Annotated in this window: 18 protein-coding genes; 12 read left to right on the forward strand and 6 right to left on the reverse strand. The window is 68.7% G+C overall.

Annotation, left to right across the window (positions count from 1 at the left end; genetic code table 11):
- Positions 1-450 (forward strand): hypothetical protein (locus tag KME78_RS61845; protein ID WP_219539608.1); only part of this gene is annotated, 450 nt, incomplete at its 5' end.
- Positions 451-674: 224 nt separating this feature from the next.
- Here KME78_RS61845 and KME78_RS61850 read toward each other — a convergent pair.
- The gene (locus KME78_RS61850) at positions 675-1088 is read right to left on the reverse strand and encodes a GntR family transcriptional regulator (protein ID WP_219539609.1); all 414 of its coding nucleotides are present in this window, start codon (positions 1086-1088) and stop codon (positions 675-677) included.
- A 259-nt stretch (positions 1089-1347) separates the two neighbouring features.
- On the opposite strand from KME78_RS61850, the gene KME78_RS61855 reads away from it, so the two are divergent.
- From KME78_RS61855 to KME78_RS61865, 3 genes are all read left to right on the forward strand, one after another.
- The gene (locus KME78_RS61855; protein ID WP_246655040.1) at positions 1348-1722 is read left to right on the forward strand and encodes a hypothetical protein; all 375 of its coding nucleotides are present in this window, start codon (positions 1348-1350) and stop codon (positions 1720-1722) included.
- A 328-nt stretch (positions 1723-2050) separates the two neighbouring features.
- On the forward strand, positions 2051-3586 hold the full coding sequence (locus KME78_RS61860) for an aldehyde dehydrogenase family protein (RefSeq protein ID WP_219539610.1): 1536 nt from the start codon (positions 2051-2053) through the stop codon (positions 3584-3586).
- A 107-nt stretch (positions 3587-3693) separates the two neighbouring features.
- Positions 3694-5001: a CehA/McbA family metallohydrolase gene (locus tag KME78_RS61865; protein ID WP_219539611.1), complete on the forward strand. Its 1308-nt coding sequence runs from the start codon at positions 3694-3696 to the stop codon at positions 4999-5001.
- Between the two features lie 84 nt (positions 5002-5085).
- On the opposite strand, the gene glnII is transcribed toward KME78_RS61865, so the two are convergent.
- Positions 5086-6105, reverse strand: a complete 1020-nt coding sequence (gene glnII, locus KME78_RS61870) for a glutamine synthetase (protein ID WP_219539612.1) — start codon at positions 6103-6105, stop codon at positions 5086-5088.
- Positions 6106-6256: 151 nt separating this feature from the next.
- Here glnII and KME78_RS61875 point away from each other — a divergent pair, with 151 nt between their 5' ends.
- The gene (locus tag KME78_RS61875; protein WP_219539613.1) at positions 6257-6808 is read left to right on the forward strand and encodes a hemerythrin domain-containing protein; all 552 of its coding nucleotides are present in this window, start codon (positions 6257-6259) and stop codon (positions 6806-6808) included.
- On the opposite strand, the gene KME78_RS61880 is transcribed toward KME78_RS61875, so the two are convergent.
- Positions 6805-9756 carry an AAA family ATPase gene (locus tag KME78_RS61880; RefSeq protein WP_219539614.1) on the reverse strand — a complete coding sequence of 984 codons (2952 nt, stop codon included), beginning with the start codon at positions 9754-9756 and terminating at the stop codon, positions 6805-6807. The two genes, KME78_RS61875 and KME78_RS61880, sit on opposite strands and share 4 nt — an antisense overlap.
- Before the next feature lie 10 nt (positions 9757-9766).
- Positions 9767-10444, reverse strand: a complete 678-nt coding sequence (locus KME78_RS61885) for an LptM family lipoprotein (protein WP_219539615.1) — start codon at positions 10442-10444, stop codon at positions 9767-9769.
- A 259-nt stretch (positions 10445-10703) separates the two neighbouring features.
- Here KME78_RS61885 and KME78_RS61890 point away from each other — a divergent pair, with 259 nt between their 5' ends.
- Positions 10704-11024, forward strand: a complete 321-nt coding sequence (locus tag KME78_RS61890) for a carboxymuconolactone decarboxylase family protein (protein WP_246655046.1) — start codon at positions 10704-10706, stop codon at positions 11022-11024.
- Here KME78_RS61890 and KME78_RS61895 read toward each other — a convergent pair.
- Positions 10984-12165 carry a PQQ-dependent sugar dehydrogenase gene (locus tag KME78_RS61895; protein ID WP_308127596.1) on the reverse strand — a complete coding sequence of 394 codons (1182 nt, stop codon included), beginning with the start codon at positions 12163-12165 and terminating at the stop codon, positions 10984-10986. The two genes, KME78_RS61890 and KME78_RS61895, sit on opposite strands and share 41 nt — an antisense overlap.
- 82 nt (positions 12166-12247) lie before the next feature.
- Here KME78_RS61895 and KME78_RS61900 point away from each other — a divergent pair, with 82 nt between their 5' ends.
- Genes KME78_RS61900 through KME78_RS61925 form a run of 6 tightly spaced genes read left to right on the forward strand, consistent with a single transcriptional unit; the run spans position 12248 to position 16847 of the window.
- The gene (locus KME78_RS61900) at positions 12248-12814 is read left to right on the forward strand and encodes a TetR/AcrR family transcriptional regulator (protein ID WP_219539617.1); all 567 of its coding nucleotides are present in this window, start codon (positions 12248-12250) and stop codon (positions 12812-12814) included.
- Positions 12815-12817: 3 nt separating this feature from the next.
- The gene (locus tag KME78_RS67785) at positions 12818-14005 is read left to right on the forward strand and encodes a cytochrome P450 (RefSeq protein ID WP_219539618.1); all 1188 of its coding nucleotides are present in this window, start codon (positions 12818-12820) and stop codon (positions 14003-14005) included.
- Positions 14006-14019: 14 nt separating this feature from the next.
- Positions 14020-14793, forward strand: coding sequence for an SDR family oxidoreductase (locus KME78_RS61910; RefSeq protein WP_219539619.1), 774 nt, complete (start codon positions 14020-14022; stop codon positions 14791-14793).
- Entirely contained in the window at positions 14790-16100 is a 1311-nt protein-coding gene (locus KME78_RS61915; RefSeq protein ID WP_219539620.1) for a cytochrome P450, read from the forward strand. The genes KME78_RS61910 and KME78_RS61915 overlap by 4 nt, the downstream gene beginning before the upstream one ends.
- The gene (locus tag KME78_RS61920; RefSeq protein ID WP_219539621.1) at positions 16097-16291 is read left to right on the forward strand and encodes a ferredoxin; all 195 of its coding nucleotides are present in this window, start codon (positions 16097-16099) and stop codon (positions 16289-16291) included. Before KME78_RS61915 ends, KME78_RS61920 begins: the two co-directional genes overlap by 4 nt.
- Before the next feature lie 4 nt (positions 16292-16295).
- Entirely contained in the window at positions 16296-16847 is a 552-nt protein-coding gene (locus tag KME78_RS61925) for a Cif family virulence factor (protein ID WP_219539622.1), read from the forward strand.
- A 54-nt stretch (positions 16848-16901) separates the two neighbouring features.
- Here the strand turns inward: KME78_RS61925 and KME78_RS61930 are convergent, their stop codons facing one another.
- Entirely contained in the window at positions 16902-17573 is a 672-nt protein-coding gene (locus KME78_RS61930; RefSeq protein WP_219539623.1) for a hypothetical protein, read from the reverse strand.
- Positions 17574-17596 lie beyond the last annotated feature (23 nt).

Genomic DNA, 17596 nt, shown 5'->3' on the forward strand with positions numbered 1-17596 from the left:
CATGCTCGTGGCTTCTCTGCTGTGATCTTCTTGCCTCGACAACAAGAAGGATCACCGAGAGCCACGAGCTCTCTCAAGCCCTCTGCACTCCGCGGAACCTCAAACCCCGATCAAGTTCGAAGAGCCGTCAATGTGCTCACTGACTCATGGAGCTGGCAGGTGTTTGCGATCGCCGCCGCGCTGCTGGTCATCGTGGCCGTAATCGCCTATCGCATGGAGAGCACCCGAAAACAAGAGCATGCCGTGGCCAGCCGAACAAACCAGGTTGCCGCAGGTCCTGGTGCCCGCATCACCGCAAGCCCAATCAATGCAACCGGCGCGGATGTCGATCAGGTCGCCGAGAGCAACGGTCAGATCCTGAACTCAGGGATCACCGCCGAGAACGCAACGGTTCGGCAAAGGGCAACGAAAGGTGGGCTCATCGATGACTCGCCGATCATCGCAGAGTAGCGGGCGATATGAGCCTGGGCGACCAGTGCGGTGCTCCTTGCGTGGGCAGCGCCGGCCGCGACCGGCCGAAGAGCCGCAGCGCGGTCAGTTGGCCGCATAACGCGCGACGCAGGCCACCGGAGACGGCGCTTGAAGTCCATGGAGAATGTCATCATTCGCGCTTGAGCGGCGCCGACTCATGCGCTGAGCTGCGGTGATGTTCAATGCCTGCGGTGGACGGTTGTCTAGTCCTGGTCGCCGACCTCGATGATGGTCTGGTCTGCCGGTAGCAGGCGGGTTTCCCCGTCCGGGGTGGTGATAACCAGTATGGGGATGCCTTCGGCAATGCCGAGTTGTTTGCGTTCGGGTTCGGTCGGCATGCGGGCCATGAGGCTGGTGCCTTGCGTGATGGAGACGATGGCAGCTTCGCCTGCGTCTCGGACGCGTGAGCCGCGGAGTTGAGTGATGATGAGCCCCTCTCCCCTGAGTACGGCCATGGCGCGACGGACGGAGTCGCGAGAGATGCCGAACTCGGCCACGTAGTCGCTCTCGGCGGGGAGTCTCTGCCCGGGGCGAAGCTCTCCCTGTTCGATGCGTGCCCGGATCAGGTCTGCGAGTTGCTTGTAGACCGGGCGGTCGGCGCTGGGATCGATGGCCATGACACCGAAGCTACGTAGCACTGTACGTGCTTCCTATTGCAGCTACGTTCGTATGTAGCTACATTCGTTGAGACGTTGACTTCGTCTTGAGCGGGGGCAGATCCCATGACAGTTCAGGAACTCGCGATCCGATACCCAAGCTGGGTGATCTGGCGTAGTACCGCCGACAACGGCCCTGGAAGCTGGTACGCCACACGACGTGGGATGCCCCTGAGCAACGCTCAACTGAATGCCGGAATGGCCCAGACAGTGAGTGGCGATGACGACGCTGCCCTGGTCCAGGAGCTACAACAGCAACAGTGGATCGCCGTTCCGGCCGGCGACCCGGCGTGATCCCATGGCAAGCCCGAGCCAACTCGGCGAGGAGTACCACGGTGTCCACCCGCTGGCCCTGCAGGCTGGATACAAGCGCGTAGCTTGGCAGAAGTGCGATCAGCGCACCACACGGGTACGCGTCCGCGAGCACACCTGCGAGTGTCAACCGATCGTCTACGAGCTGTGCCAGGCAGGCGGCTTGATGTTCGTCCGGCGCTTCTACCGAGGCGATGGTGTGCGCGAACATCAAAGTGAATGGTTGCGCGCCCCTGCGGCGGCACGGCTGTGGTCGCGCATTCTGCTGGGGCAGGCTCGATGAACAGCCAGCCTGGCCCGTGTCTACCCGATCCGCCCTGGTCGGCTACGACGGCTCAGCGACTTGGCTTGCCGGTTGAAAAGTCTGAGACACGGCTTCAGCCCTGCCTGGTGCTAGACGGTCAACCCCCGGGGAGCGCGAGGGGCCGGGGCCCCTCGCCGGGGTTTGGGGCGGAGCCCCAATAGACACAGCCTGAGCGCAGCGAAGACCATGCCTGTAAGCGGGAAAACTGCCTGAGCGCAGCGAAGACCACGGTTGTGGGGCTGAGCGTGGTGAAGGGTGTGGCTAGGGGATGATTGGCTGTGTTGAGGACCGAATGAGGAGGGCACCGGTGACCCGTCAGATCGTCTCCGTTGTGGGTGGTAAGGATGCCGCCGGCACCGACACCTACGAATCGACCAACCCCGCGCGCATCACCGAGGTCGTCGCCCGCGTCGGCCTGGCTGATGCCCAGGCCTTCGCCGACGCCTGCCGCACCGCCAAGGAGGCTCAGCGGGAGTGGGCCAAGGTGCCGGCCCCGGTCAGAGGGCGGGTGATCGCGTCGATCGGGCGGCTGGTCGAGGCCAATGCCGAGGCCCTGGCGCACCTCGTCACCCAGGAGATCGGCAAGCCGTACGCCGAGGCCCTGGGCGAGGTGCGGGAGATCGTTGACACGTGTGACTTCTTCCTCGGCGAAGGCCGCCGCCTGTACGGGCAGACCGTGCCGTCGGAGATGCCGGACAAGAAGCTGTTCACGTTCCGCAACCCGGTCGGGGTGGCGGCGGTGATCACTGCTGGCAACTTCCCGGTCGCGGTGCCGTCCTGGTATCTGGTTCCGGCGCTGCTCTGCGGCAATGCCGTGGTGTGGAAGCCGGCCGAGTACGCGGCGGCGTCCGCGCATGCGATGTACCAGCTGTTCGCCGCCGCGGGGCTGCCCGACGGGGTGCTGAACATCGTGTTCGCCGACGGCGTCCAGACCTTCCGGGGGCTGGAGCTGGCGCTGGAGGAGGGCACGGTGCACAAGGTCGGGTTCACCGGGTCCAGCGAGGTGGGCAGGAAGATCGGGGAGCTCACCGGGCGGCATCTGCAGGCGGCCTGCCTGGAGCTGGGCGGGAAGAACCCGATGGTGATCATGCCGGACGCCGATCTCGATCTGGCCGTCGAGGGGGCGTTGTTCTCCGGGTTCGGTACGGCCGGTCAGCGCTGCACCAGCCTGGGCACGGTCATCGTGCATGAGAGCGTGCACGACGAGTTCGTCGAGCGGTTCGCCCAGGCCGTACAGAACGCCGAGATCGGCGACCCGGAGCAGGACGTGCTGGCGGGCCCGCTGCTCGACCAGAAGTTCGCGGATCGGTACGAGGAGTACCTGACCTGGATCCAGCCCCACCACCGGGTCGTGTCCGGAAATGTCGGAAAAATCGCCAACGAAAGCCCGCGCCGCGACTTCACCGGCGACGGCGGCCTCTACTACCACCCCGTCGTGGTCGACGGCGTCAAGCCCACCGACCAGCTGTTCCTGGAGGAGACGTTCGGGCCCATCGTGGGCGTGACGACGTTCGAGACCCTCGACGAGGCCATCGAGCTGGCCAACCTGCCCGGCTACGGCCTGTCCAGCTCGATCTACACCACCGACGCCAGGCACGCGTGGAAGTTCCGTGAGGGGATCTCCGCCGGCATGGTCAGCGTCAACAACTCCACCTCCGGCGCCGAGGCGCACCTGCCCTTCGGCGGCAACGGCAAGTCCGGCAACGGCAGCCGTCAGTCCGGTATCTGGGTGCTCGACCAGTTCACCCGCTGGCAGGCGATGAACTGGGACCACTCCGGCCACCTGCAGAAAGCCCAGATGGACGTCGTGGACATCGCACCGGATATGAGTTTCCGGCTCTAGATCCTTCTACCTTGGAGGAAGAAAGCCACTCTGCCGGGAAGCGCGGGCTTCCCGGCGAGTGATGGTCGTGTCACGATATCGGCGCCTTCGATTACAGGGAGAAGCCGATGAGTGACGATCCGACACCGTTAATGACCCAGCGGACACTCCGGCTGCGGGCAGGCTTCCCCTGCCGCTGGAGCGTATGGAGCGCCAACGGCAAGGGTTGGTTCCCGCACGACACCCCGCCGGCGCGCGACTTCGACGGCCTGCCGTACTTCCACGGTGACGACCTGGTGCTCGACGTCCCGCGCGAGCCGCTGACGATCAGGGCGGCCAGGGGCATGGAGTACGGCTCGGCGGAGACCACGCTCGTGCCCGGCGACGGCGAGACGCTGGTCGAGCTGGCGCCGCAGCGTATCTACGACGCGGCGGCCCGCGGCTGGTACGGCGGTGACCTGCACGTCCACCTCAACCGGCCGTCCCGGTGGGTGGCCGACTCCCAGCACGGCGAGGACCTGCACGTGATCAACCTGCTGCCGGGCGACGAGCAGGACAAGGAGGCCGTCGAGCACTGGTCGGGCCGCGATCTGCCCTGGTCGGACGAGACGCACGTGGCCAGGGTGGACCTCGCCCACCACGCGCTCGGCCCCGAAAGGTGCCACGACACGGTGCGTAAGCTGCGCGAGCGCGGCGCGCTCATCGGCTACGCCAACGCCTTCCACGGCCCGGTCGAGACGCCCGAGCAGCTCATCGGCGCGGGCGATCCGGAGTACGACGCCCGGTTGTCGGTGGTCGACGCGGCGCTCGGCCTGGTCGACAGCTTCTGTTCGGCGATCGGCTCGGACCGCGCCTACCGCAGGCTGATCGGCGCGGGCAACCGCGTCGCCGCCGTCGCCGGTACGGCCCAGCGGCTCGGGCCGATCGGGCGCGAACGCACGTACGCGCACGTGGACGGGCGGCTGACCGCCGAGTCCTACGCCGACGCGGTACGGCACGGCCGTACGTTCGCCACGACTGGACCGTTCCTGGAGCTGTCGGTCGAGGGCCAGGGCCCCGGCGCCACGCTCGACCTGACGCCCGGCAGCAGGGTGCGGGTCGCCGGGCGGGTGATCGGGCCGCTGGTGGAGAACGTACGGCTGCTGACCGCCGACGGCGAGCTGGCCTCAGGGCCGCCCGGCGAGGTGACGGCGGAGCTGACGGTGATCTGGCCGACCTACGTGGTGGCGATCGCCGAGGGCGGCGGGCAGGTACGGGCGCACACGAGCCCGGTCTATCTGGACGTCCAGAGCCGGCGGGTGGCCAGGGAGGAGGACGTGACCTTCTGCCTGCGCTGGCTGGAACTGCTGGAAGATCTCGTCAAGGACCGGGTGAGTGCCGACTACCTGGCGGTCATGCAGGAGGCCCGCAGGGTCTACCAGTCCCGCCTGGCATGAGAAACGGAGGAACGCGGGCCCTGATCGGGGGTGCCCGCGTTCCTCCGTCTCACTTCACAACAGGGGTCACTTCACGACCTGGGGTCAGACCTGGCCGGCCTTCTCCAGGGCCGAGCAGCAGGTGTTCACCAGCAGGCGGGTGACCACGTACGGGTCGACGTTGGCGTTGGGGCGGCGGTCCTCGATGTAGCCCTTCTGGTCCACCTCGACCTGCCACGGGATGCGTACGGAGGCGCCGCGGTTGGAGACGCCGTAGCTGTACTTGTTCCACGGGGCGGTCTCGTGGGCGCCGGTCAGGCGGCTCTCGATGCCCACGCCGTACTGGGTGATGTGCTCCATCGGCTTGTCGTCCTGGCCGAGGGCCTCACAGGCGGTGATGATGGGCTCGTAGCCCTCGCGCATGGCCTTGGTGGAGAAGTTGGTGTGCGCGCCGGCGCCGTTCCAGTCGCCGCGGGCAGGCTTGGCGTCGAGCGTGGCCTCCACGCCGAACTCCTCGGCCGTGCGGTAGAGCAGCCAGCGGGCGATCCACATGTGGTCGGAGACGTCCAGCGGACTGGCCGGGCCTACCTGGAACTCCCACTGACCCGGCATGACCTCGGCGTTGATGCCGGAGATCGCGAGGCCGGCGGCGAGGCAGCGGTCGAGGTGGAGCTCGACGATCTCGCGGCCGAAGATGGCGTCGGCGCCGACACCGCAGTAGTAGGGGCCCTGCGGAGCGGGGAAGCCGCCCTCGGGGAAGCCCAGCGGGCGGCTGCCCTTGAAGAAGGTGTACTCCTGCTCGATGCCGAACCACGACTCCTGGTCGGCGAACTGCTCGGCGATCGGGCGCAGCAGGGCGCGGGTGTTGCTCTTGTGCGGAGCGCCGTCGATCTCCTCGACCTCGCACAGGACCAGCACGCTGGTGCCGCCGCGAATCGGGTCGGGACAGGTGAAGACCGGACGGAGCACGCGGTCCGACGAGTGACCCTCCGCCTGGTTCGTGCTGGAGCCGTCGAAGCCCCAGACCGACGGCTCGGCTCCGTCAGCGAGGATCTTCGTCTTCGAGCGCAGGAGTGCGGTGGGCTCGGTGCCGTCGATCCAGATGTACTCAGCCTTGTAGCTCACGTCGGTCCTTTCAGGATGTCTCACAGCCACGCCGAGTCTTCCGGCTGACCGTTTCCCGCTTTTTGCCCGAATGTGAACGTCGTGTTAATCAACCCGGGGATGACCGGGCGATTCCCCAGTCATGCGATCATTTGTTACAAAGGGGGCTTTAGTGATCTTTGACCTCGAAGAGGACCGCAGGCCGCGCGGGCACAAGCACGACCCGGAGGCGCTCACGCCGGCGCAGCGGCAGCTCGGCCGGCATCTGGTCGACGTGCACGACGGCTACCGCCAGGAGATGCGGCAGGTGCTGGACGCGCTCGACCAGGTCGCCGCGGGCGCCCTCGACGCCGCCGCGCTGCGGTCGATGATCAATCGGCTGAGCATGCGGCAGAACTACTGGACGCTGGGCGCGTTCTGCGCGACGTTCTGCCGGTTGGTGACCGTGCACCACACGATCGAGGACGAGGCCATGTTCCCGGCGATACTCAAGCGGGACGACTCGCTGGAGCCGGTGATCGACAAGCTCAAGGAGGAGCACGAGGTCATCGCCGCGCTGCTGACCCGGCTCGACGAGGCCTGCGTGGCGCTGGTGGCCGGCGGCACCGGCCTCGACCAGGTACGGGCCGAGGCCGATCGGCTGTCCGCCGTCCTGTCCTCGCACTTCGCCTATGAAGAGGAGGAGCTGGTCGAGCCGATCGGCCGGCTCGACGTCCGTATCTAGGTCCTCCCGTCCGTCCCTCTGCCGTCGTAGCCGAGCAGTCGCATGGCCGTGTCGGGGTCCATCGCGGCGGCCAGGAGTTGCGCCCTGGCGTGGGCCTGGTCACGTTCGTGTTCCGCCTTGGTCTGCGCCGTTCGTACGGCCTTGATGGCGATGAGCGCCAGGCCGGCGCCCACGATCACCGCCACCACGACCACGAACAGCGCCAGCAGCAGCCCGGGCGAGGCCAGCCCGACGACCGGGGTCGCGCCCGTCAGGGCCAGCCCGGTGATGAGCGCGAGGACGACGAGCGCGAGCAGACTGGCGACGACCATCCACGTCCGCCGCCGGGGTGGCGGCGGTTCTGCCGCGAGGGGCGGTGGCGCGAACACGGGCGTGGGATCGGGCGCCCACGGTACGAACTCGGGCCGGCCCGGCTCGGCGACCACCGCGCTGGGCCCGGCGACGACCTCGGCGCTCACCACGACCGGTTCGGGGACCGCAGGCTGGAAAACCGGCCCCGCGGGCCAACCGCCGGGCTGACCTGCCTGGCCAATGGGCTGGGCGATCGGCTGCCCGTTCGGCCGGCTCGCGGCCTGCCCGTAGGGCTGGTCAGCGGGCTCCTCCTCCACCTGGCCAGGCAGGTCGCGCTCGATCCGGCTGTGCTCCTTGTGCGCCCTGGCCGCGTCGCGGTGGTACTCCTCCAGCTCCTGGTACAGCTCGTCGGAAGAGTAGATCGTCCCGTCGATCAGCGACCCGGTCGCCCGTTCGATGATCGCCACCACGTCGTCGCCGTTGAGCGTCTTGTGCGTCTCCAGCGCGTGCGCGAGGCAGAGCACGTCCCTGCGATGCTCCTCCAGCAGCCGCTCGGTCTTCTCCAGCAGCCGGACCAGGTTGAACTCGATCCGCTCCCCCAGCACGTCGGGCGCCAGCTCGGGCTGGCCCCGGCTCGGCTCTCGCTCGGTGATGCCGATGGGGCCACCGCCGCCGCGCCGCGGCATCGCCTTGCCGCCGTGGATCTCCAGCTCCTGCAGCGCGGGCAGTGAGGTGACGCCCGAGCCCATCCCCCAGTACGACTCCATGAGCGCAGTCAGGTACGTCGCCGAGTGCAGGTCACCGGAGACGCCGGAGGAGTTGTCCTCGCTGAAGAACATCCGCTCCCCGGCCAGGGAGGCGAGCGAGACCATGATGTCGGCCTCGTACTCGGACTTCCACCGGGTGAACTGGTCCTCGGGCTTGATCGAGGCGACCATGCCGAGGTAGTCGGCGCCCTTCTCGATCGTGGCGATGTCGATCTCCAGGTGGAAACGGGTCACGTAGGCCACCACGGCGTGGCACGCCTCGTGCACGGCCACCGCGTGCCGTTCCCGCTCGATGTACTCGACGTCCTCGGGCGGGCCGAGCTGCTTGAGCCGCTTGGCCCGCAGCACGTCGGACCAGGAGATGACCTCGCGGCCGTCGCGGATGGCGGTGATCAGCGACTCGTTGACCAGGTCCTTGATCGTGGCGCCCGTCGCGTAGGGGGTGATGGTGGCGAGCTTGTCGATCTGCTGCGCGGTCAGCTCGTGGTCGACCTTGTCGAAATAGCCCTGGTACGTACGAACCCGTCCGGCTTTGGAGGGGTAGCCGACCTTGTAGATGCGGTCGATGCGGCCGGGCCGCAGCAACGCCTCGTCGAGCGCGTCGGGCCGGTTGGTGGCCATCATGACAAGGATGCGGAACTTGGGCGGCGGCTTGGGCCGCATCCCGAGCAGCCGCCTGATCAGGCGGTTGAAGAACCCGCGCGGCTTCTTGAGCCCGGACAGTTCGGTGAGCAGGGCCTGCAGGGTGCCGGGGTCGCCGCTGCTCATTCCGCCGCCGCCCATGATGAAGCGGTTGCGGGTCTCCGGCTCCTCCACCTCCCGCCTGGCACGGAAGGCGAGCACCGAGCGGCTCTCCTCGGACAGGTAGTTGGCCCCATGACAGCCGGAGAAGCCGCCGCCCTGCCCCGGCGGGCCCTGCTGGGCCAGCCGGCCGCGCTTGCCGAGCGAGTCGGCCTCGTCGAAGAAGACGATCACCCCGCCGTACCTGAGCGCGAGCTTGCGCAGCTTCCTGAAGAGCGTCTTGACCTTGAGGATGCCGATGCCCATGAACATGTTCGTGAACGCGCCGGGGTCGACGAACACGTACGGCTTGCCGGTCTCGCCGGCCACCGCCTCGGCCATCAGCGTCTTGCCGGTGCCCGGCGGCCCCCACAGCAGCAGGCCGCTGGGCACGTACCCGCCGCGATTCTCGATCTCGTCGGGCCGTTCGAGGAAGACGATGTTCTCCTGGACCCGTTCGACCACGTGGTCCTGTCCCCAGACGTCGGAGAAGCGGGTCTTGATGTCGTCCGGGAAGTACGTCTCCACGCCGCCTCGGGACAGGAACCAGAACAGGCCGACGAACTGGATGATGACCACGAAGAACAGGAACACGATCTGGACCAGGAACGGCATCGCCTTCCAGATCAGCGCGGGCGCGCTGAACAGGGCGAGCAGCGGGCTGGTGTCGAGCACCGCGCCGAGCACCAGCGCGATCAGCACCACCCAGAAGATGATCTTGGCGGCGAGGGCGAAGCGGTATCTGGTCCAGTCGTCGAACCGCTGGTGAGTCCACCGCTCGAACCCGCCGAAGACGCGCCGGCTCCAGAAGCGGTGGTAGGCCGACCACCGCTCGCTGACGAAGAAGTGCAGCTGCCGCAGGGCCTCGACGCCCAGCAGCCAGAAGATCCACTGGTAGGAGTACGCGATGGCCCGTATGGCCTCGCCGAAGGACACGATGCCCTCGAAGTCGGCCATCACCTTCCAGGTGAGGATGAAGAAGGCGAGGACCAGCCCGATGAGGAACCTGCTCCGGGCCCAGAACGGCATCTTCTTCCTGGTCTCGGCTTCGGGATCAGCCGGGCCGCTGCCGGGCGCGCGCAGCCCGCTGTGATGCGTGGTGGTGGTCAATGGTGCTCCTTCATCCGGGCAGCCGGAGCAGCTTGAAGGTCTGCTCGATCTTGTCGAACTCAGCCGCGCGCGCTCTGAAGCAGATGGACTGGCAACCGATGAGCATCACGGAGACCGTGGCTCCCTGCTCGTCGAGGATGGCGGTGTGGTCGAAGGTCTGGACGTCGGCGCCGATCTGGTAGTTGAAGCGGACCCGCACTCCCCTGGCGCCGCGGTCGAGCTGGAGGATCTGATCGCTGATCAGCTCGAACCCCTTGAACAGCGGCTGCCGCCCCGCCTGGGCCGCATTGGCCGCGTAGAGCGTGCGGACCTGCCCGGTCACCGGCAGGATGAAGTCGCGGAGCCGGTCCAGCGAGATCGCGTTCCGTTGCTCGTCCGTGAGCTTGTGCACGGTGGCGTAGACGAACGGATCCGTCGAGCTGAGCAGGTGCTCGACGGACGGCTGCGCCGACTGGTCGAAGGCCGTGGACCAGACCTCCTGGCGCCGCAGCCGGGCCGCCTCCGAGTTCGGGTGGTCGCCGGTCAGATAGAGCTCGATCGCTTCGGTGTTGAGCTGGCTGAAGGAGGAGGGCACCTTGAAGTAGGTGGTGCCTTCCCTGTCGCGTACGTAGGTGAAATCAGGCTGTCCGCACGCTGACAGCATGAAGATCGCGGCCAAGAGCACGATCCAAGCCCGTGTTGTTTTCACCTGGGCTTACCTCCGCTTTACGGACCAACGGAGTTGTTCTGCCCGTTTTCATGTGAAATGAGGCCGAGTGCGAGGTCATAAATCTTGACCAAATCTTGGCCGGGCATTGGCTTCATTTGTTACAGATCCGCACAGATCAGGCGTCGGATCTTGTGCGGATGCCCCCACAACGTTGGCGTCCCCCCATTGGTTCAACCGGCAAAGTAGCGAAAGATAGAAGGATCCCTGCTACCCGGAGCGGACAATGACAGAACCGGCCATGGAGACTGTGGACAGCTTCGGCATGATGGCGGAGCGGATGTTCGCCGACATCTGGTCGCGCGGTGCCCTCTCGGACAAGGAGCGCCGCCTGCTCCTGCTCGGCCTGCTCGTCGGGCAGGGCATCGACGACCAGGTGGAGGTCCACCTCGACACCGCGCTGCGCGCGGGCGAACTGGATGAGAGTGAGCTGCGCGAGCTCGTGGTCTTCCTCACCCACTACGCGGGCTGGACTCGCGGGTCGCGGCTGAACAACCAGGTCGAGGGCCTGATCGAAGACGTCAGGCGGGATCGATCCGGTAGACGGGGCCTTCGAGGCTGAGCGCGTACAACTCCCCGTCGAGCCCCTCGCCGAACGACGAGAGCTGCTCGACCCGCCCGACCTCGGCGTCCTTGTCCAGTTCGTCGACGGGTGCGGCCTTGACCCACCCCGCGCAGAAGTCGCCGTACAGGAACCGGCCCTGCAGCCAGGGGATCTTGCTCCCTCGGTAGACATAGCCGGCGATCACCGAGCAGTTGCCGCCCTGGTGGAGCGGATAGGTGATCACCGGGTCAGTGAGCTCGCGGCCCTTGCCGCCTCTGAAGGGCTGGTCGCCTTCGCGGAGGTTCCAGCCGTAGTTCTCGCCGCCCTCGGATCCGGCCGGCTGGTAGTCGACCTCCTCCCACCGGTCCTGCCCGACGTCGCCGATCCAGAGGTCGCCGTTGTCGCGGTCGAAGCCGAACCGCCAGGGGTTGCGCAGGCCGTACGCCCAGATCTCGGTCCGCGCGCCCTCCTTGCCGACGAACGGGTTGTCGTCGGGGATCTTGTACGGCGTGCCGCGCGGGTCGATGCGCAGGATCTTGCCGAGCAGCGTCCCGAGGTTCTGGCCGTTGCGATGCGGGTCGCCGCCGCTGCCGCCGTCACCCAGCGCGATGTAGAGGTGGCCGTCGGGGCCGAAGGCCAGTTGCCCGCCGTTGTGGTTGGCGTAGGGCTGGTCCTGGGTCAGCACGTCACGCCTGCGGGTGGCCTTCTCCCCGTCGTACGCCCACTCGGTCACGTGCGTGTCGCCGCTCGCGTCGGTCCAGTCGAGGTAGAGCCAGCGGCCCGACGGGTGGAAGGCCACGCCGAGCAGGCCCTGCTCGTTGCCGGCGCTGACCTCGCCCGACAGGTTCACGATCGTGTCGCCGTCGAGGGTCTTCAGCCTGCCGCCCTGCTCGGCGACGTACAGCCGCCGGTCGCCCTTCCGTACCGCGAACGCCACGGGCTTGGCCAGCTCGGTGAGCTTGGTGAAGCGCAGCTTGCCGGGGGTCGGCGCGGCACTGTCCGCGCTCACGGCGGGCTCGGGCGAGCCCGCGGAGGACCCGGGCGAACCCGCGGGGGACTCCGGCGAACCCGCGGACGGGACCGGGGGCTGGGCGGCCGAGCATGCGGTGAGCGTGACGGCTAACAGCGTGACGGCTGACACGGCCAGGGCGCGGCGCACGCCGCCTATCCTTCCATGCCATCCCAAACCTGGATATCTACCGCCTTGCCGGAGGGCAGGCACTGAACTATCGTCTGGACATGTGTCCAGCGATGTCGTGACAGAGTCCACCCGGCGGCGGCTGAACCGGCGGCAGGCCGACACCGTGCGGCGGCTGACCGACGCGGCGGTCGAAGAGGTGCGCGAGAGCGGCTTCGAGGGGCTGACCGTCCGCAACGTGGCCCGCCGGGCGGGCGTCGCCCCGGCGACCGCCTACACCTACTTCTCCTCCAAGAACCACCTGGTCACCGAGGTGTTCTGGCGCCGGCTGAGCGCCCTGCCGCCGATCGAGGCGACCGGCGAGGCCGGCCAGGTGATCACGGCGCTCCGCGAGATCGCCCTGCTGGTCGCCGACGAGCCGCGCCTGGCCGCCGCGTGCACCACCGCCATGCTCGGCACCGACCCCGACGTCCAGGAGCTGCGGCTGCGCATCGGGCTGAGCATCCGCCGGCGGCTGCGCACCGCGCTCGGCCCGGCCGCCGATCGCAAGGTCCTCGACGCCCTGGAGATCGCCTACGCGGGCGCGCTGGTCCAGGCCGGGATGGGCTACATCTCCTACACCGAGACCGCCGACCGCCTGGCCGAAGTCGCCGAGCTGATCGTGAGGTAGCCCGTGGACCCGCTCTTATACAGCCCCTACGACTACGCCGTCCACGAAGACCCGTACCCGATCTACGCCCGCCTCCGCGAGGAGGCCCCGCTCTACCGCAGCGACGACCTGGATTTCTGGGCCGTCTCCCGGCACGCCGACGTGGCCGGCGCGTTCCGCGACCACCAGCGTTTCTCCAACGCCAACGGCGTCTCCCTGGACCCCAGCGCGTGGGGGCCGGCCGCGCACCGGACGATGTCCTTCCTGGCCCTGGACCCGCCCTCGCACACCCGGATGCGTTCCCTGGTCGCCAAGGGCTTCACCCCGCGCCGGGTACGCGAGCTCGAAGGCGGCATCCTGCGCCTGACTGAACGCCATCTCGCGCCCACCGTGGCGCGTGGCGACTTCGACTTCGTCGCCGACTTCGCGGGCCGGCTGCCGATGGACGTCGTCTGCGAGCTGATGGGCGTCCCCGAGGCCGACCGGGACGAACTGCGGCGCCTGGCCGACCTGGTCATGCACCGTGAGGACGGGCTGTTCGACGTCCCGGTCGCCGGGATGGAGGCGGCGCTGACGCTCATCGGCTACTACCAGGACCTGGTCACCGATCGGCAGGCGAGGCCGGGGAGCGATCTCACCTCCGCACTGCTGGCCGCCGAGGAGGGCGGCGACCGGCTGACGGAGGAGGAGGTGGTGGCGTTCCTGTTCCTGATGGTGGTGGCGGGCAACGAGACGACCACCAAACTGCTGGCCAACGCGCTGTACTGGGGCTGGCGCCATCCCGCCGAGCTGGCCAAGCCCATGCGGGACCCGGGCCGGGTCACCGACTGGGTGGAGGAGACGCTGCGCTTCGACGCCTCCAGCCAGATCCTGGCCCGCACGGTCGCCACGGACACCGAGTTGTACGGCACGACCGTGCCCGCCGGGGACCGCCTGCTGCTGCTCGTCGGCGCGGCCAACCGGGATCCCCGCGTGTTCGACGATCCGGACCGCTACGACCTGGACCGCGACACCTCCCAGCTCATCAGCTTCGGCGGGGGCAGGCACTTCTGCCTGGGCGCGAACCTGGCCAGGCTGGAGGCCCGCATCGCGCTGACCGAGTTCGTCAGGCGGGTCCGCCACTACGACGTGGACGAGGGCGGCGCGGCGCGCGTGCACTCGGTCAACGTCCGCGGCTTCGCCGCACTGCCCATCTCCGTTTCCGCCGCCTAGCGATGGAGCCGCCCATGCCGCGCTTCGAACCGCACCCGTTACGCCGCCCCGCGCTGGTCACCGGAGCCTCCTCCGGGATCGGCGCCGCCACCGCCACCCTGCTCGCCGCCAAGGGCCACCCCGTCGCCCTCGGCGCCCGCCGGGCCGACAAATGCCACGAACTCGCCGATGCCCTCAAGAAGGACGGCGCGGAGACGTTCGCCCACGCCCTGGACGTGGCCGATTCCGAGTCGGTCCAGCACTTCGTCTCGGCCGCGGCCGACGCGCTCGGCGCTCCCGAGATCGTGGTCTGCGGGGCCGGCGACCTGAGCGCGGAACGCATCCACGAGCTGGACTCCGCGGGCTTCGCCGCCCAGGTCGGGGTGCACCTGGTCGGCGCGCACCGCCTGGTCTCGCAGGTCGTGCCCGGCATGGTCGAGCGCGGGCGCGGTGACGTCGTGCTCGTCTCCTCCGATGTCGTACGCGCACCGCGCACCCGGATGGGCGCCTACGTGGCGGCCAAGAACGGCATCGAAGGCATGGCCAGGGTGCTGCAGATGGAGCTGGAGGGCACCGGGGTACGCGCCTCGATCGTCCGGCCCGGCCCGACGATGACCGGCATGGGCATGGGCTGGGACGCCGAGACCACCGGCGAGGTCCTGGAGGAATGGGTCAAGTGGGGACTGGCCCGCCATCCGTACTTCCTGCGGCCGGAGGACGTCGCCGCCGCGATCGCCGTCGTCGTCGAGGCGCCCCGCGGCACCCACCTGACACTCGTCGAGGTCCAGCCGGAGGCGAAGGTGCGATGAGAGAGCCGAAGCTCGTCTCCGGTGGTCCCGACCATCTGGAGGAGCTGCGTACCGACCCGATCGCGCTGATGCGGCGGGTGCGTGAGGAGTGCGGCGCGGTCGGCGAGTTCCGGCTGGGCGGGCGGCCGGTGGTGCTGCTGTCGGGCGCCGAGGCCAACGAGTTCTTCTTCCGCGCCCCGGACGAGGAGCTCGACCAGGCAGAGGCGTACCCGTTCATGACGCCGATCTTCGGGGAGGGTGTCGTCTTCGACGCCACGCCCGAGCAGCGCCGCGAGGCGCTGCACAACCAGGCGCTGAAGGGCTCCTTCCTCAAGGGGCACGCCGCCACGATCGCCGCCGAGGTGGAGCGGATGGTCGCGTCGTGGGAGGAGGAGGGGGAGATCGATCTGCTCGACTGGTTCGCCGAGCTGACCATCTACACCTCCTCGGCGTGCCTGATCGGCAAGCGGTTCCGCGAGCAGCTCGACCGGCGCTTCGCTGAGCTGTACCACGACCTGGAGCAGGGCACCGACGCGCTGGCCTACGTCGACCCGTACGCCGACATCGACAGCTTCCGCCGCCGGGACGCGGCCCGTGCCCAGCTCGTCACGCTGGTCGAGGGCATCATGGCCGCCCGCTCGGGTCCGCCGGGCGAGGACCGGGACCTGCTCGACGTGCTGATGTCGCTGGGCAGGTTCTCGGCGGACCAGATCACCGGGATGTTCATCTCGATGATGTTCGCCGGGCACCACACCACCTCGGGCACCGCGGCCTGGACGCTGATCGAGCTGCTGCGCCACCCCGGCGTGCTGCGGGAGGTGGTCGCGGAGCTCGACGGGCTGTACGCCGACGGGTCGGAGGTCAGCTTCCAGGCGCTGCGGGAGATCCCGCTGCTCGAATCGGCGGTGAAGGAGGCGCTGCGGCTGCACCCGCCGCTCATCCTGCTGCTGCGGGTGGCCAAGTCCGAGCAGGAGGTGCTCGGCCACCGGATCCCAGAGGGGACGATGGTCGGCTGCAGTCTGGTCGTCTCCAACCGGATCGCCGCCGACTTCCCCCGGCCGGACGCCTTCGACCCGGCCCGCTATGCCAAGCCGCGCGAGGAGGATCTGGTCAACCGGTGGACGTGGGTGCCGTTCGGGGCGGGCAGACACCGCTGTGTCGGGGCCAACTTCGCGATGATCCAGCTCAAGGCGATCTTCTCGGTGCTGCTGCGCGGCTGGGAGTTCGCCCTCGCCCAGGAGTCCGGCTCCTATCGCAACGACCATTCCAAGATGGTGGTCCAGCTCGCCCGGCCCTGCGTGGTGCGGTACCGGCGGAGGCGGCGGTGAGAGTCGTCGCCGATCTGGACCTGTGCCAGGGGCACGCGATGTGCGAGCTGGAGGCGCCCGAGGTCTTCGAGGTGCCGCGCAAGGGGAAGGTCCGCGTGCTCGACCCGTCACCGCCCGAGTCGATGCGCGAGCAGGTCGAGGCGGCCATCCGTTACTGCCCCACCCGGGCGCTGTCGACGTCGAAGGAGTGACGACATGCCGGCCTTCCCCCGTGACGAGCTCGAAGAGATGGTCCGCCGGTGGCTGGCGGCCAACCGCCGGTGCGAGGAGCTCGGCGACTGGCGCCCGCTGGCCGAGCTGTACACCGAGGACGCGACCTACGGCTGGAACGTCGGCCCGGACCAGGACTTCATGGCCGTCGGCCGCGACGAGATCCGCGACCTGGCCCTCGGGTCGGAGATGGGCGGGCTGGACGGCTGGTCCTACCCGTACCAGAGCATCCTCATCGACGACCGTGGCGGCGAGGTGGTCGGCTTCTGGAAGCAGGTCGCCGACGCCCGCCGGCCGGACGGCACGCCGTACGAGGTGGCGGGGATCGGCGGCAGCCGGTTCAGGTACGCGGGCGGCTTCCGGTGGTCGTGGCAGCGGGACTGGTTCGACCTGGGGAACGTGACGTCGGTGTTCGTCGAGATGATGAAGGCGGGGGTGCTGTCGGACGGGATGAAGCGCCGCCTGGACCGGGCCGCCTCCGGCGCCGCGATCCCCGGCTACTACCGGCGCGGCCAGGCCCCGGCCTCCATCTGGTGATGTGGACGCCGCGCGGGCCACGTCCGCGTCAGGCGCGCTCGTGCGGTGTCCGCGTCAGGCGGGAATGTGCGGCGTCCCGTCCTTCATGGGCGGGAAGCGGAATCCGGCCGCCGTGGTGCCGCGCGTCATCCTGGTGATCTCGGCCTCCCCCACGGGCTCGGTCTCGTCGTCGATGATGACCTCCCACCGGCAGTGCGGGACGCGGTCACCGGGGACGCGCGGCGGCCGGTGCACCGGGCGGATCCGGGCGCGCGGGTTCACCGCCTGCGCGGTCCAGTCGAAGGTGCCGTCCTCGATGTGATGGCACATGCCGCGGATCGCGCGCTCGCCGAACGGCTCCACGTCCAGCAGCGCCCCGCAGGTGCGGAGCTGGAAGAACCCGTGGGTCTCCGAGACGAGCTCGTACTCGACGTCCATGTAGTGCTGCGCGAAGCCGGGGTCGAGCTGCAGGCACTTGAAGATGGCCGACACCCCGTCGCCCTCGATCCGCATGATCTCGCGGATGCGCTCGGTGTAGATCGGGCTCGCGCCCTGCCACTCCTGGATGGCGATCTCCTCGACGACCCGCTGCCCGTACCGCATGCCGACCGCGATCAGCGTCGAGCGGTCGAGCAGATGGACGATCAAGGCGTACTCCCGGACGAGACGGACCAGCGCCTCCTTCGACAGGTCCTCGTAGCGGAAGCCCGGATCGAATTCTCCGGAATAGTCCTTGCGTGCCCTCATACGGTGAACTGTAGTCTGGACAT

It is taken from the genome of Nonomuraea guangzhouensis (genome assembly GCF_019396345.1).
In the GTDB taxonomy this organism is placed as follows: Bacteria; Actinomycetota; Actinomycetes; order Streptosporangiales; family Streptosporangiaceae; genus Nonomuraea; species Nonomuraea guangzhouensis.